The sequence below is a fragment of the Moorena producens 3L genome (assembly GCF_000211815.1).
In the GTDB taxonomy this organism is placed as follows: Bacteria; Cyanobacteriota; Cyanobacteriia; order Cyanobacteriales; family Coleofasciculaceae; genus Moorena; species Moorena producens.
Genome location: NZ_GL890922.1, coordinates 1 through 13,609, shown reverse-complemented (window position 1 = coordinate 13,609; position 13,609 = coordinate 1). Strand labels below are relative to the sequence as shown.

General features: G+C 45.1%; 13 protein-coding genes and 1 pseudogene. 10 read left to right on the top strand and 4 right to left on the bottom strand.

All coding sequences use genetic code 11. From position 1 onward, the window contains the following. Nucleotides 1-204: 204 nt before the first annotated feature. Complete coding sequence (locus LYNGBM3L_RS40780; protein ID WP_143764213.1) at nt 205-369, bottom strand: transposase family protein; 165 nt, start codon at nt 367-369, stop codon at nt 205-207. 133 nt (nt 370-502) lie between these two features. On the opposite strand from LYNGBM3L_RS40780, the gene LYNGBM3L_RS46540 reads away from it, so the two are divergent. The 9 genes and pseudogenes from LYNGBM3L_RS46540 to LYNGBM3L_RS14915 all read left to right on the top strand — a co-directional run bounded on the left by LYNGBM3L_RS46540 (nt 503) and on the right by LYNGBM3L_RS14915 (nt 8,634). After that, nucleotides 503-1,048 (top strand): hypothetical protein, encoded by a 546-nt coding sequence (locus LYNGBM3L_RS46540; RefSeq protein WP_008184770.1) that lies wholly within the window; start codon nt 503-505, stop codon nt 1,046-1,048. Then, a complete protein-coding gene (locus tag LYNGBM3L_RS46535; protein ID WP_044493312.1) occupies nt 1,033-1,296 on the top strand; it encodes a zinc ribbon domain-containing protein in 264 nt (87 codons plus the stop codon). The genes LYNGBM3L_RS46540 and LYNGBM3L_RS46535 overlap by 16 nt, the downstream gene beginning before the upstream one ends. A gap of 359 nt (nt 1,297-1,655) precedes the next feature. Continuing rightward, nucleotides 1,656-1,751 (top strand): annotated as a pseudogene (locus LYNGBM3L_RS49880) (MvdC/MvdD family ATP grasp protein); the annotation flags it as partial. Nucleotides 1,752-1,817: 66 nt separating this feature from the next. After that, a complete protein-coding gene (locus tag LYNGBM3L_RS14940) occupies nt 1,818-2,318 on the top strand; it encodes an IS607 family transposase (protein WP_008184766.1) in 501 nt (166 codons plus the stop codon). Continuing rightward, nucleotides 2,248-3,351, top strand: a complete 1,104-nt coding sequence (locus tag LYNGBM3L_RS14935; protein ID WP_081473251.1) for an RNA-guided endonuclease TnpB family protein — start codon at nt 2,248-2,250, stop codon at nt 3,349-3,351. The genes LYNGBM3L_RS14940 and LYNGBM3L_RS14935 overlap by 71 nt, the downstream gene beginning before the upstream one ends. A 543-nt stretch (nt 3,352-3,894) precedes the next feature. Further along, nucleotides 3,895-5,406 (top strand): reverse transcriptase domain-containing protein, encoded by a 1,512-nt coding sequence (locus tag LYNGBM3L_RS14930; protein ID WP_009148815.1) that lies wholly within the window; start codon nt 3,895-3,897, stop codon nt 5,404-5,406. A gap of 282 nt (nt 5,407-5,688) precedes the next feature. Further along, complete coding sequence (locus tag LYNGBM3L_RS14925; RefSeq protein WP_008184762.1) at nt 5,689-6,615, top strand: MvdC family ATP-grasp ribosomal peptide maturase; 927 nt, start codon at nt 5,689-5,691, stop codon at nt 6,613-6,615. Nucleotides 6,616-7,132: 517 nt separating this feature from the next. Continuing rightward, nucleotides 7,133-8,134 (top strand): MvdD family ATP-grasp ribosomal peptide maturase, encoded by a 1,002-nt coding sequence (locus LYNGBM3L_RS14920; protein ID WP_008184760.1) that lies wholly within the window; start codon nt 7,133-7,135, stop codon nt 8,132-8,134. Between the two features lie 191 nt (nt 8,135-8,325). Then, nucleotides 8,326-8,634, top strand: coding sequence for a hypothetical protein (locus LYNGBM3L_RS14915; RefSeq protein WP_008184757.1), 309 nt, complete (start codon nt 8,326-8,328; stop codon nt 8,632-8,634). 329 nt (nt 8,635-8,963) lie between these two features. Here LYNGBM3L_RS14915 and LYNGBM3L_RS14910 read toward each other — a convergent pair whose 3' ends face one another. Further along, nucleotides 8,964-9,554 (bottom strand): hypothetical protein, encoded by a 591-nt coding sequence (locus tag LYNGBM3L_RS14910; RefSeq protein ID WP_008184755.1) that lies wholly within the window; start codon nt 9,552-9,554, stop codon nt 8,964-8,966. A gap of 257 nt (nt 9,555-9,811) precedes the next feature. Beyond that, nucleotides 9,812-11,518 (bottom strand): iron uptake porin, encoded by a 1,707-nt coding sequence (locus LYNGBM3L_RS14905; RefSeq protein WP_008184753.1) that lies wholly within the window; start codon nt 11,516-11,518, stop codon nt 9,812-9,814. 206 nt (nt 11,519-11,724) lie between these two features. Here LYNGBM3L_RS14905 and LYNGBM3L_RS43600 point away from each other — a divergent pair, with 206 nt between their 5' ends. After that, a complete protein-coding gene (locus tag LYNGBM3L_RS43600) occupies nt 11,725-11,883 on the top strand; it encodes a hypothetical protein (protein WP_154659802.1) in 159 nt (52 codons plus the stop codon). Nucleotides 11,884-12,077: 194 nt separating this feature from the next. On the opposite strand, the gene LYNGBM3L_RS14900 is transcribed toward LYNGBM3L_RS43600, so the two are convergent. Beyond that, nucleotides 12,078-13,609 (bottom strand): iron uptake porin (locus LYNGBM3L_RS14900; RefSeq protein WP_008184751.1); only part of this gene is annotated, 1,532 nt, incomplete at its 5' end.

Genomic DNA, 13,609 nt, shown 5'->3' with positions numbered 1-13,609 from the left:
GCCTTGGGTTCAATGCCAAAGAACCGAGCCAGGGCCGCAGAATACTGCTGATAATCCTTTGGTTTTTAGGACACGACGAATCGTGCTGTAGGAAGGAATTCGCCGCTTTGGGGGTAGAAAACGTTCAATCTTGTCCTCCCGATAGCTGTTGAGCCAATCGCCAATCGCTCTTAACCCTCGGTTACCAGCCGCTATAGCCTGAAGTTACAGAGCTAGACATAGAGCGACTTTATGCCGTTTACCTGAGACCTTGCGCACATCTGGGATATCAGAAAAGGCTTCTAAAATCTCGATCGGCTCTGGGGTTGACTCCTCTTGGGACAGGCTAGGCAGTAAAACAGCAGGGGCAGATTGGGGGGGCTGACCCATGGTCACTAATCAAACTCTCGGTTAACTTGTAAGCCTAGCATTTCTTGGCTTTCATGAGAATGAAATAGCCCTGGGAAAGTACCTCACCCAATTTATAACTGCTATAACACAATTAACAAAGGTCAAAGATTCGATGCAGCAGGTAATTACAGCAAAGCTGAAGTTGAACTGCACACCGGAGCAAAAGCAAAAGCTTCGTGCAGTTACTTTAGCTTATCGTGATGCCTTGAACTATACATCGAAATTGGCGTTTGACAAAGGCAAACTTTCTGATGCGGCTAAGTTACAAAAGCAGGTTTACTACGACATTCGAGAACGCTTTAGGTTACCAGCCCAAATGGCATGTAACGTACCTCGACAGGTAGCTGCAATCTATAAAAATCTCTGGATGAAAGTAGAGCGTAATGCTACTCACTTAAAATCCGGGATTACCAACAAGCGTTACCAAGGCTTAGATCCCCCTCCTAAATTCAGAGCTCGGACCTGTACGTTTAGTTACAAGCGTGACTACTCATTTGTTAAAGGTAAAGCTAGCCTAGTTACCTTAGAAGGTCCCATAAAAATTGACTACTCCGGAGCTCAAAAACACTTAGACTTGATTCATTCAGGTGCTGCAAAAATAGGTACAGCAATAATTTGCACTTCATTGACTATAAAGCCGTTTTGGGTGGCGCTTTAGCGATTAGAGTTGATGCTAATTTCACCTCCCAGTCATGTCCCCGTTGTGGTCACACCAATAAAGCCAATCGACCCAATCAGGGCTTAGATTTTGATTGCATGGCTTGTGGATACAAACTACATGCTGATTTAGTTGGAGCCAAGAATATCGCACTGAGAACGCTCCTCTTGAGGCAAGACTTTGAGAGGACGGGGCGACTTTCAACCGTCCCTGATGTGTCCCAGGATGAAACCAAAACTCTAGACTGAGGGGATTGCCAAAGGCTAGCCTATCTCGGGAATTAGATTGGAGGTGAACTGTAGACACAATCCCCTTGCCAAGGGTGTACTCGATTAGGGTACTCGATTAGACAGGGGTAGTTGAAATAATTACCGATACTATTTCTCCCTTTGCGTCAACTGAGCTTTTGAAACCCGCGATCAGCCCTCAGCTATCAGCTTTGGGCTGAGTGTTATTTATTTTACTTAGGACTTACGAAGTTTAGTTGGTTTTGCCCCCCTAACCCCCCAAGTTTGGGGGATTACTCAAAAAGTCCCCCAAACTTGGGGGATTTAGGGGGCAATGGCTAATTCCTATTACTGTTATTTATTCTTCACCATTAACGTATATGAACCGATCTCGTGATATAATTCTATTAATAACCCACAGTGGTGATTACTTCACTATTGATAGAGTAGCGGAATCCCTATCAAAAAGAGGGGTTAGTAGACAGTTATGCAAAGTGTCATAAAGTCTAGTAAAGTCTTTTCATAATTGTTAGAATAGAGACATGACACTAGTACCACGACCTAAGGCGGTCGAACTTACGGGACTCTCTCAAACCACTTTGAGGAAATATGCAGACAATGGCATCATCAAATGCGAACGAACCCCAAGCGGGTACAGAATGTTCGATACAGTTAGTCTTGCCACTTTGGGGAAACGAAAAGCTCCCGAGCCAGTCACAATTTGTTACTGCCGAGTCAGTAGCAGCAAGCAATTTGACGATCTCGCCAGGCAAGTCGCATACATGCATTCCATGTTCCCAGAAGCGGAAATCATCAAGGATATCGGTTCAGGACTCAACTACAAAAGGAAAGGGCTTAGAACCATACTGGAACGACTTATGCAAGGATGTCAGCTCACTATTGTTGTTGCCTGTAGAGACAGACTCACTCGATTCGGGTTTGAACTGTTTGAATACCTGGCAGAGCTCAACGGTGGCAAAATCCTGGTTCTCGACCAGCCTGAAAGCTGTCGAGGATCCGAACTCACAGCGGATCTTCTCTGAATCATTCACGTCTTCTCTTGTCGGGTTCACGGACTCCGAAAGTACGGGGCAAAAATCAAAAAAGATTCGGATATTCCTCAATGCTGAACAACGTTCCATTATTCGTAAATGGTTTGGAGTGTCCCGTTATGTATTCAATAAAACCGTCAAGATACTCCAAAATGGCGAAATAAAAGCTAATTGGAAAGCTATCAAAACTGGGATATTAAATGACCTTCCCGAGTGGTGTAAAGCAGTGCCTTATCAAATTAAATCCATAGGGATTAAGGATGCTTGCACCGCTGTCAGGGAATCCAAGAAAAAGTACAAAAAGACTGGGCAAATTAATCGGGTTAGGTTTAGGTCTCGAAAAAATCCTGTTCAGTCTTGCTACATCCCAAAGTCAGCGGTCTCGGAGAAGGGGGTTTATCACACAAAATTAGGGACTTTAACCTTTTCCGAATCTTTGCCTGATAACAGGGGAGATTGTCGATTAACCAGCACGAATGGGGACTACTATTTAACAGTCCCTCATCAAACTACTCAAACGAAAGCCGATAACCAAGGTAGAGTGGTAGCGATAGACCCCGGTGTTAGAACATTTCTGACGTTTTTTAGCGAAAATTCTGTAGGAAAGATTGGTCACGGAGATTTTTCCAGAATTCAGAGACTTTGTACTCATCTTGATAATTTACTGTCAAAAATTAGCAAGGCGTCTAGGAATCAGAAGCGACGAATGAGGAAAGCTGCTAGGCGAATTATCATTAGAATTCAAAATCTAATAAACGAACTCCATCACAAAGCTGCTCGATTCTTAGTTGACCACTTTGATGTGATATTACTTCCAACTTTTGAGACGTCTGAAATGTCAAAAAAAGGAAAAAGAAAAATCCGGTCAAAAACTGTACGGAATTTGCTCACATTTTCCCATTTTAGGTTTAAAGAGTTTTTAAAGCATAAAGCTTCGGAAACCGGCAAAATAGTAGTGGATGTTTGTGAAGCCTATACGAGTAAGACAGTTAGCTGGACTGGAGGTGCGGCTCGTTCTTACTAGGAGCCTCTAGAAACTAGAGGGGTATGAGTAAGGGGAATCGTGAGGGTAACACCCTCAAAAGATTTCTAACTATCTATTGGATGGCGGTGAAAACCCGCCCCTTGAAGAGATAAGTGACTCCCTATCTGGCCACACCGAGCAGGGCGACATCCCTACAGAGTGAAGCTGGCACCAGGGCGCAATCAGTTGAAAAGAAGCAGGTAACAACACTGGCGCTAAAGGGGAGGTGACATGGTTAAACAAGTCCTAGAAAAATGTCCTACCAGCCTACCATAACCTGAAAAACCAATATGGAATGTATCCTCTACTCTCACAGCGTCTTCTCCAGAATAGCTGTAATCTCCGAGAGGAGGATGGGCAAATTGGACTGACCTAAATCACCACAACAATCTAATAGATGGAACGAGTAAAAACGGCAGCAACACGAGGTCTAAGGAACGGTCGAAACCCTAGTAAGTTATGTCAAACTTAATCCCTCCTGCCGGGTAGGATGTGACCGAAAACTGGTCACGGGTATCAAGTATATAGACTTTGGAGAAGAGCATGGGTAGACACAGCAAAAAAGCTAGTGACCTTTGGAAAGGGCAACAGTGGAAGAAACTTCGCCAAAACCTTTTTCGCCTACAAAGACGTTTATATAAAGCAGTTCAAGCTGGAAACCTGAGAAAAGCCAGGTCTCTACAGAAACTGATAATGAAATCCCGCTCAGCACAACTACTGGCCATCCGTCAAGTAACACAGCTCAACAAGGGTAAGAAAACCCCCGGCATTGATGGTAAGTCATCCCTCACATACCGGCAGAGATTAGAGCTACTTGAGCTATTGAACCAATATGGCTCCGACTGGAAACATACTGGACTACGGGAAGTCCCGATAGCCAAGAAGAACGGGAAAACGCGAATGCTGAAAATCCCGACAATCGCTGATAGAGCATGGCAATGTCTAGTGAAATACGCCCTAGAACCTGCACACGAAGCTACCTTTCACGCCCGGAGTTACGGGTTTAGGACTGGACGAAGTGCGCACGATGCCCAAAAACACGTGTTCAATAACCTGAACTCAAGTTGCAACGGCATCACAAAAAGGGTCATAGAACTAGACATCAAAAAGTGTTTTGACCGCATATCACACAGCTCCATAATGGATAGACTGTTAGCACCGGCATCCATAAAACAGGGGATTTTTAGATGTTTAAAAGCGGGCGTCAGTCCGGAATTCACGGAGCAAGGAACACCCCAAGGAGGTGTGGTCAGCCCACTCTTAGCCAACGTGGCACTAAATGGAATTGAAAGCCTACACCAATCAATCCGCTACGCGGATGACATGGTAATATTCCTGAAACCTAACGAAGACGCTCAAAAGGTGTTAAAAAAGGTCAAGGAATTCTTAACTGAACGCGGAATGGAAATCAGCGAAGAAAAGACCAAAATAACTCACTCGACAGACGGTTTTGACTTCCTGGGCTGGAACTTCCGAGTCCAGAAAAATGGAAAGTTCCGAAGTATTCCCTCAGCGGAAAACCTAAGAACCATCAAAAAGAAGATTAAAGCCGTGGCCAACAGCTCGAACTATGGTGCAAAAATAAAGGCTGAAAAATTAGCTCCCATAATAAGGGGCTGGAGAAATTACCACCGGAATTGCAAGATGGACGGCTCCCGAAACTCTCTGTGGTTCACTGCAAAGAGAACAGAAGAGAAATTCAGAAAAGAGAAGAAAATCAATCGATACGAATCCGAAAGATTAGTAAAGAAAGCATTCCCGGCGGTGAAATATAAGGAAAACAAGCATATTAAAGTCAGGGGCACCAAGTCCCCCTATGACGGAGACTTGGTGTACTGGAGCCAAAGGAACTCTGGACTCTACGATAATGCTACTTCCAAAGCCTTGAAGAAGCAAAACCATTGCTGTGGACATTGTGGTCACAAGTTAATAGGCAACGAATCTGTACACCTTCATCACCTAGATGGAAACCACGACAATTGGAAACCAAAGAATTTAATGGCGGTTCACCAGAGCTGCCACCAATACATACACAGCAGCCAAAAAGATACTTAGGAGCCGTATGCAACGAAAGTCGCACGTACGGATTTGTAGGAGAGATGCTCCCCTTAATAGGGGACATCGACTCTAACAAATAGTTAACATCGGAGGCAGTAAGACTATTAGGTCTTTGATTGATGGCCGAGTAATGGATTGACCTTTGGTCACGCTTTCGGCAAAGCCGACGCTGCGCGAACGCGAACGCGACATCAATGGCGCTCGCGGGATATTCCTAAGAGCTTTGGTAGATACACCCTGGCTGAGTAATCAGCTTGCATTGGTGAGCTAAGGTCTGCTTTGGTAGACTTTAGTAGCCAAAAAGTATCGGCTAAACCCTTTCGCTTCGATACGGATCAATTTCCCAGTAAGGTGCAACTAGCAGCCGGGATCAGTAGCGAGGGGCTTAGTTACCAGTTAGACTATAGTGGACAGTCGATTAAAACCGAAGACGTGCAAGGGGTTTGGATGCGACGACTCTGGCATCCACAAGTCAGCCCAGACTTAGCTCCCCAATTCCAAGACGCTTGCGTTAGGGAATCATTAGCAACCATTGATGGTTTCTTAGATCATCTCAACCATGCTCGTTGGGTAGATAGGTTAGAACGAATCCGAGAGGCAGAAAACAAACCACGTCAACTCAGAATTGCCAATGAAGTTGGTCTGCTCGTTCCCCGCACTCTGGTCACGAATAATCCAGATCGGATGCGGGGTTTTTTTGCTGAGGTTGGAGGAAAGATGGTGGCTAAGTTGCTTACTCCTCTTTCCTATAGTATGGAAGCCTCTTCTTTTTTCCTATATACCAGCGTTGTCAAAGAAGAAGACCTCCAAGAGGCAGAAATGTTGCGCTATAGCCCCATGGTCTTCCAAGAGGAGATTCCTAAACAGCGGGAGTTGCGAATAACATTCGTGGCGGGAAATCTATTTGTAGGGGCTCTCGATGCTTCTCGGTATTCTGCAACAACAATGGATTGGCGGTCTGCTAAACCAGAGGACTGTGCTTGGGAACCTGATCAATTGCCCAGTCAGGTTGCCCATGGCCTGAATGCTTTGATGGCAAGGTTGGGACTAACCTATGGCGCTATTGATATGATTGTCACCCCAGACGGTGAGTATGTCTTCCTAGAAGTTAACCCCACTGGCGAATGGGGCATGCTAGAGCGAGATTTAGGTTACCCCATTTCTGATGCGATCGCAGATGCCTTGTTGTCTGAGGTTGCCAATTAAGGCAACAGGCAACAGGCAACAGGCAATAGGCAATAATAAAGATATTTTTAAGGCAATAATATCTCTCATTATTAATGATTTTTTTAATAAAAACTGTACAGCATAAGTGCAATCAACCCGATAAATTAAAAAATAATATCAACTATGATTTATTTATGTTTTATATAAAATTTTTTTAAAAAAAAATAGGTGTTTATGCAAATATAGCAGTCGCCAGAGCAGTTAGGACATGACAAAAGTCTCAAACCTAAGTAAGCGATGCAGCGCGGTCTTGGGGGTTTCCCCCATGAGCGACTGCATCAAGAAGCGCAAGAGTTTGACTTCTGACTTCTGACTTCTGACTTCTGCTATATTTTGTGATTTTCGGGTATTAATTATTCATAATAATTAACTTTGATAATTTGTTATTTTTACTTTTTGATTGATACTTAACAAGTTTATTCTCCCTACTCCCTACTCCCTACTCCCTACTCCCGATTCCCGATTCCCGATTCCCGATTCCCGATTCCTATTAACAATGACAGTTTTAATTATTACCCATAGCCAAGACAACCAAAGCATTCCCCTAGTGGTAAAAGCCATTGAAGAAAAAGGGGGGAAAGCCTTTCGGTTTGATACTGACCGATTTCCCACGGAAGTCCAGTTAGATGTCTATTACGGTAAGAATAGAGACGGTAAGAATACAGAAAGACTAATCCTGAAGTCTGAGGAAGAAAAGCTAGATTTGCAGGAGGTCTCAGCAGTTTGGTATCGGCGCATTGCCATGGGGGCAAGAATTCCCAGCACCATGGATCCGCAAATGCGGCAAGCCTCTGTACAAGAATCTCGTGTAACTATCCAAGGTATGATTGCCAGTATCGATGGCTTCCACTTGGATCGGGTCCCTGTGGTTGAGCAAGCCAAAAATAAGCAGTTACAGCTAAAAGTAGCACGGGAACTCGGGATAGATACTCCTCTTAACCTCACCACCAATAATCCCGCAGCAGTGGTGGAATTTGCCAAAGAATGTGAGTCAGGTATAATCACCAAGATGCTTTCATCCTTTGCCATCTATGATCAGCAGGGACAGGAGCAGGTAGTGTTTACCAATCCGGTCAAACCGGAGGATTTGGACAACTTGGATGGACTAAGGTTCTGTCCAATGACCTTTCAGGAACATCTGCCTAAGGCACTAGAGTTACGAACGAAAATTGTCGGAAAGCAAGTGTTCACTGCTTCGATAGACTCTCAACAGTTTCCAGGTGCTCGTTATGACTGGCGGCGACGGGGCGTTGATTCCCTAAACGCTTGGCAGCCCTATCAGCTGCCCCAGGATCTGGAAGAAAAGTTGCTGAAGCTAATGGATTACTTTGGGTTGAACTATGGCGCGATTGATATTATTCTAACTCCCGATGGTCGCCATGTATTTCTTGAGGTGAATCCAGTGGGAGAATTCTTCTGGCTTGAGCTTTGCCCTGGCTTACCAATTTCCCAGGCTATTGCTGATGTTTTGCTGAACTTGGTGCCACGCCGTTATTAGTACTAATTTTTTTTAGCAGCACTAGAGCTTGTAGGGTGGGCAAAAGCAGTTTGGTTGTTTTGAGTATTTTAGATAATGGAACTTTGCCCACCTTACTTTAATTGGTATTTTTTTTACAGGGAAGTGTGGGGAGATGGGAATTCCCGATTTCCCGATCTCCAGACTATAGCTACTTTTAGTTACAGTTAATAATGAAAAATCAATTATTTTATCTAATTAAAATAACATCTACTATTTTAATTACTTGCGCTTTAGGTCTAGAAATTTGGTATATTTATTTACAGTTAACCCATGGCTCTCTACCAAGTAACCTCTATGCTGCATTGTGCCTAGGAAGTATTGCTCTAATCTCCCATTTTATTGAAGGTGTAATCGCTGCTTTTAAAGCTAACAGTTGTGATAAAAATCCTATAAATTATGGCATTTATACTTTTTTTGTCGGGTTTGTTGGATTGTGGGAATTATTTAATCCAACTTCAGAAAGTTCTAGTTATAAATAAACCGTTGTACTGGGTTATTTCCGGATCTCAAGCAAAAAATGATCGTTCTTAATCCCATATCTTACTAACTAGGGCGCTCTAGCGGACGCGATCGCTAATAGTTCGCTTTTTGCCTACAGGTGTTGCTCGCGCCCCTAAGCTTGATGCGGTTATAGGTAAAGATCGGATGTTGCTGAATCAAGAAATGCCAAATAATTATATATAAGATGGGGTTCTTATAGTAATAATGCTTCCCAAACTCCCGATTCCCGATTCCCGTTCCCCTCCTGGGAGGGGTTAGGGGTGGGTTCCGATTCCCGACTCCCGACTCCCTTCTTATTAATACTCACCTACCGTGCCCGTAATTCTGTTTCTAGTTTGCCTAAATCCTCTTTCAGGAAAACCGTAAGTTGCCCAATGAAAGCCTTGCCGGTATCATTTTGAGTTATTTCTATCCAATAGCCGTATTGTTCTCCTAACAAGAGTTGACCCTGTTCAGCTGACCACAGTGGTAGGTTTTGTCGCCGTGATAACTCTAAGATTTCTCGAGAGGGATAGGTATATACAAACTGAGCGCTATTGTAATCTCGATAAATCTTTGGACCATAGACAGTGCGCAGGGATTCCTCCAGGCGTTCGAGGGTTACCCCATTAACTTGGTCATGGATAGCAATGCGTTCACTGCGAATTGTACTCCGGTCTTTTGGATAAGAGATGGTACCAGGAGGCAAGACCGTGGCTTGAAAGGTAAATCGTTCCCCAGCCGTATCACTCTTGCGCACTAGTAATCCATCTCCAATACCAGGTCGTAGAGTGGGGTGACCGTTAATCCATGCAGCAACTTGATCAGTTCTCTGACCAGGCAGGGCATTAACCCCATTGCCGGTTAGTGCGAATATAATGCCCAGTGATAGAAATGACCCTATTTTAATAACATTCATAGAGAGCACCTATTACCTGAATCTTGGGTAAATTTTAGCATTTTGATACCGAAGCAGAAAAACCCCGACCTCGAAAAGAAGTCAGGGTTTTTGTTACTAAAGCAACATGGCTTTTAGAGCTAGTGGTGCGTTACGGGACAAGCTATCCCAACCCTGACGACCGTGAAAATGATGGCTAGCAGGTCCCTAACGCACCCTACACAATATCTACTGATAACTGACAGCTAATAGCTGATAGCAACACCTAGAATGTTTCCCTAGAATCTAAAGGTGGTACGAATCGCTCCAACCCAAATCGTATCATTGTCATCATCGTGATTAGGATTGAAAATCACGTAGGCTCCTGGAGTAATCATGATGTTGTTGGTGATGGGGAATTTGTACTGTGCTTCAATTAGGTAAGAAGTATCATCATCTTCTGCATCAGTACCATCAATTTCGGTAGCCCTAGGTGGCACACCTCCAGCAAAACTCAGCACAGCTCCCTCTTTGCCAAAATCCACGAAAGACAGGTTAGCTGACCAAGTTAAGATTTCAGCATTGTCACCTTCAGACACCGCACCATTATCATCTTCTGCGATCGCATCAATGTAACCAAACCAACCGCCGATGTGAATTTGTTCGGTCAGGCGAAGACTGGCTTGTGCTCCTAAGCGATTAGCAGAGGTAGCCGTCTCGCCAAAGGGGCGCTTGGCTAGGTCACTACCAGTGCTACCGGAAAGATTAACATCTTCTCCTGGCTGGTAGCTACGGACGTAGGTCAAAGATAAATCCAAGTTATCAATCGGGGAAATACCCAGTTGAGCACCAGCGCTATAGGCACCATTGAACAATCCATCTCCCTGAGCAGGACTAGGAGCATCGCCATCATCAGCTAGATAAAGCAGTGATAGATTGATGGCATCACTAAATTGATAGGTGAAACCGCCACCAGCTCCTTCTGGTCCGCGATGGGTTACGGGGTTGCGGCGATTAAACCGGGATAACGCACCAACGCCACTGCTTTCCAGGAACGGGTTGGTCGGGTCAAAAACGTCATCCAAGGCAAGGCCAGATGTTCCCACATAAGCCGTGAATTTTGTACCAATGGGGAAACGGTAGAACACGTCAGGAATTTCCACATCGTTGCCACTATCCGCATCATGACCCAAGCGAGCCATGTCGGTACCAGTCACATCACTGAGTTGAGTAAAGTTTCCTGCCTCCAAACGAATTCTCAACCGGTCTTTCCCGGTGAAGCTGGTATTTAAGTTCAAACGTACCCGGTTGCTTAAGGTAATGTTTTGATCAATGTCATCTCCACTACCATCAGCTTGTTCTTCCCCAAAGGCACCAGCGAAGGTAAAGATCACCTCCCCTTGGAGTTTGGTGGTGGTAGAGAACTGATGGTCTTCTAGGAAAGCCACTCGACCTTCTAGGTTATCCACCCGTGCCCCTAGGGTAGCCAATTCTGCTTCAAACTCTTGAATCAGCCGTTGCAGGGTTTCCAAGTCTTCCCTGGTAATAAAATCAGCGGTGCTCGCCGCAATTAACCGCTCAATCTGGTTCAAGCAAGCATTTAAACCAGCCGCAAACTCATAACGAGTAGTTGCCCGGTTTCCACGGAATGTGCGGTTAGGATAACCAGCAATACAACCATACCTTTCTACCAGAGAGCGCAAAGCTTCATAGGCCCAGTCACCAGGAGATACATCCCGCAGTTGAGAAACACTGGTCACCTGCTCTAGGGCATCTACATCAGTACTGTTGCTGTTGTAGAGATTGATTTGTTTTAAAATTTGCGAGTTAGACTCACCCTTAGACTCACCGTTACCCTGGGCAACCGATAGCTCTTGTGGAGCCGGAAGGGTTTCAGTAGAAGATGCCTCAAGCTTGGGAGCACCATAGGCGCTGTTAGCCACCAGTAATGAAGCCCCTAGCAAAGCCGGGCTATATTTGATCGTATTCCAAAAACTTGTTGACATCCTTTGTCAATCAACCTCAACCCTAGTAGATTATACTCTTGGACTCAAATTAGTCCCCAACCCTTTATCTTAACCACTAGAATTAGTTATGTCTAGGACAACTCTGGATTAGCATATCATTTTTTGTGATCTTTCGAGAAAGATACTCATCCTCGATTGTAGTCACTTATGATATAGTAGTCGCCAGCGATGCAGAGGTGCGACCCGTGGCGAATTTAATTCTTAATGCGGAAAGCGCACCTAAGCGGTCTTGGGGGTTTCCACGGGGCTTACAGCGATGCAGCGCGGTCTTGGGGGTTTCCCCCATGAGCGACTGCATCAAGACAGGTGCGGACGCAGGTTCCGCACACAGCCCCTCCCCATGAGCGACTGCATCAAGACAGGGCACTCTAGAATTTTTAAATAAAAATAAAACCCTAGAACTTATAGGAAATGACAAAAGTCTCAAACCTAAGTAAGCGCAAGAGTTTGACTTCTGACTTCTGACTTCTCCTAAACTAATCAGCTATCTGCTAATAAATTACAGCAGATAGCTGATCGCAAACCCTAGAATTATTACCTAGAACTTAAAGGTGGTACGGATGGCTCCAACCCAAATCGTATCATTGTCATCATCGTGATTAGGATTGAAAATCACGTAGGCTCCTGGAGTAATCATGATGTTGTTGGTGATGGGGAATTTGTACTGTGCTTCAATTAGGTAAGAAGTATCATCATCTTCTGCATCAGTACCATCAATTTCGGTAGCCCTAGGTGGCACACCTCCAGCAATACTGAACACAGCTCCCTCTTTGCCTAAATCAATGAAAGACAGGTTGGCTGCCCAAGTGAAAATGTCAGCATTGTCACCCTCTTCAACAATCTCACCATTCTCGTGAATAAAATCATCTTCAGCGATCGCATCAATATAACCAAACCAACCGCCGATGTGAATTTGTTCGGTCAGGCGAAAACTGGCTTGTGCTCCAAAGCGATTGGCAGAGGTAGCCACCTCCTCGCCGAAGGGCTCCTTGGCAAGGCTACTCCCAGTGCTACCGGAAAGGTTGACATCGCCTCCTGGCTGGTAGCTACGGACGTAGGTCAAAGATAACTCCAAGTTATCAATGGGTGAAATACCCAGTTGAGCACCAGCGCTATAGGCACCATTGAAAAGTCCATCTTTCTGAGCAGGACTTGGAGCATCATCCCCGTCAGCTAGATAAAGCAGTGATAGACTCAGGGCATCACTAAATTTATAGGTGAAACCGCCACCAGCTCCCTCTGGCCCGCGATAGGTTACGGGGTTACGGCGGTTAAACCGGGATAAGGCACCACTGCCACTGCTTTCCAGCCAGGGGTTGGTGGGGTCGAAAATGTCATCTATGTCAAGGTCAGCGGTGCCCACATAAGCCGTGAATTTTGTACCAATGGGGAAACGGTAGTACAACTTAGTAATTTCCACATCATTGCCACCATCCGCATCATGACCCAAGCGAGCCATGTCGGTACCAGTGACATCACCACTGAGCTTAGTAAAGTTCCCTGCCTGCAAACGAGTTCTCAACCGGTCTTTACCAGTGAAGCTGGTATCGAAAATCAGACGTACCCGGTTACTTAAGGTAATGTTTTCATCAATGCCAACCTGATTCTCATCATCATCATCTATTTCTCCCCTGACATCATCATCAGCTTGTTTTTCCCCAAATGCACCAGCGAAGGTAAACAGAACCTCCCCTTTGAGTTTAGTGGTGGTGGAGAACTGATGGTCTTCTAGGAAAGCCACCCGACCTTCTAGGTTATCCACCCGTGCCCCTAGGGTAGCCAATTCGGCTTCAAACTCTTGAATCAGCCGTTGCAGGGTTTCCAAGTCTTCCCGGGTAATAAAATCAGCGGTGCTAGCTGCAATTAACCGCTCAATCTGGTTCAAGCAAGCATTCAAACCAGCCGCAAACTCATAACGGGTAGTTGCCCGGTTTCCACGGAATGTGCGGTTAGGATAACCAGCAATACAGCCATACCGTTCTACCAGAGAGCGCAAAGCTTCATAAGCCCAGTCTCCAGGAGATACATCCCGCAGTTGGGAAACACTGGTGACCTGGTCTATCGAATCTA

Bases quoted from the DNA above. Each gene is read 5' to 3' on its own strand.
- LYNGBM3L_RS14915 (WP_008184757.1), top strand. From the start codon at position 8,326: ATGAAAAATCAATTATTTTATCTAATTAAAATAACATCTACTATTTTA.
- LYNGBM3L_RS14905 (WP_008184753.1), bottom strand. From the start codon at position 11,518: ATGTCAACAAGTTTTTGGAATACGATCAAATATAGCCCGGCTTTGCTA.
- LYNGBM3L_RS46540 (WP_008184770.1), top strand. From the start codon at position 503: ATGCAGCAGGTAATTACAGCAAAGCTGAAGTTGAACTGCACACCGGAG.
- LYNGBM3L_RS14930 (WP_009148815.1), top strand. From the start codon at position 3,895: ATGGGTAGACACAGCAAAAAAGCTAGTGACCTTTGGAAAGGGCAACAG.
- LYNGBM3L_RS14940 (WP_008184766.1), top strand. From the start codon at position 1,818: ATGACACTAGTACCACGACCTAAGGCGGTCGAACTTACGGGACTCTCT.
- LYNGBM3L_RS14910 (WP_008184755.1), bottom strand. From the start codon at position 9,554: ATGAATGTTATTAAAATAGGGTCATTTCTATCACTGGGCATTATATTC.
- LYNGBM3L_RS14920 (WP_008184760.1), top strand. From the start codon at position 7,133: ATGACAGTTTTAATTATTACCCATAGCCAAGACAACCAAAGCATTCCC.
- LYNGBM3L_RS40780 (WP_143764213.1), bottom strand. From the start codon at position 369: ATGGGTCAGCCCCCCCAATCTGCCCCTGCTGTTTTACTGCCTAGCCTG.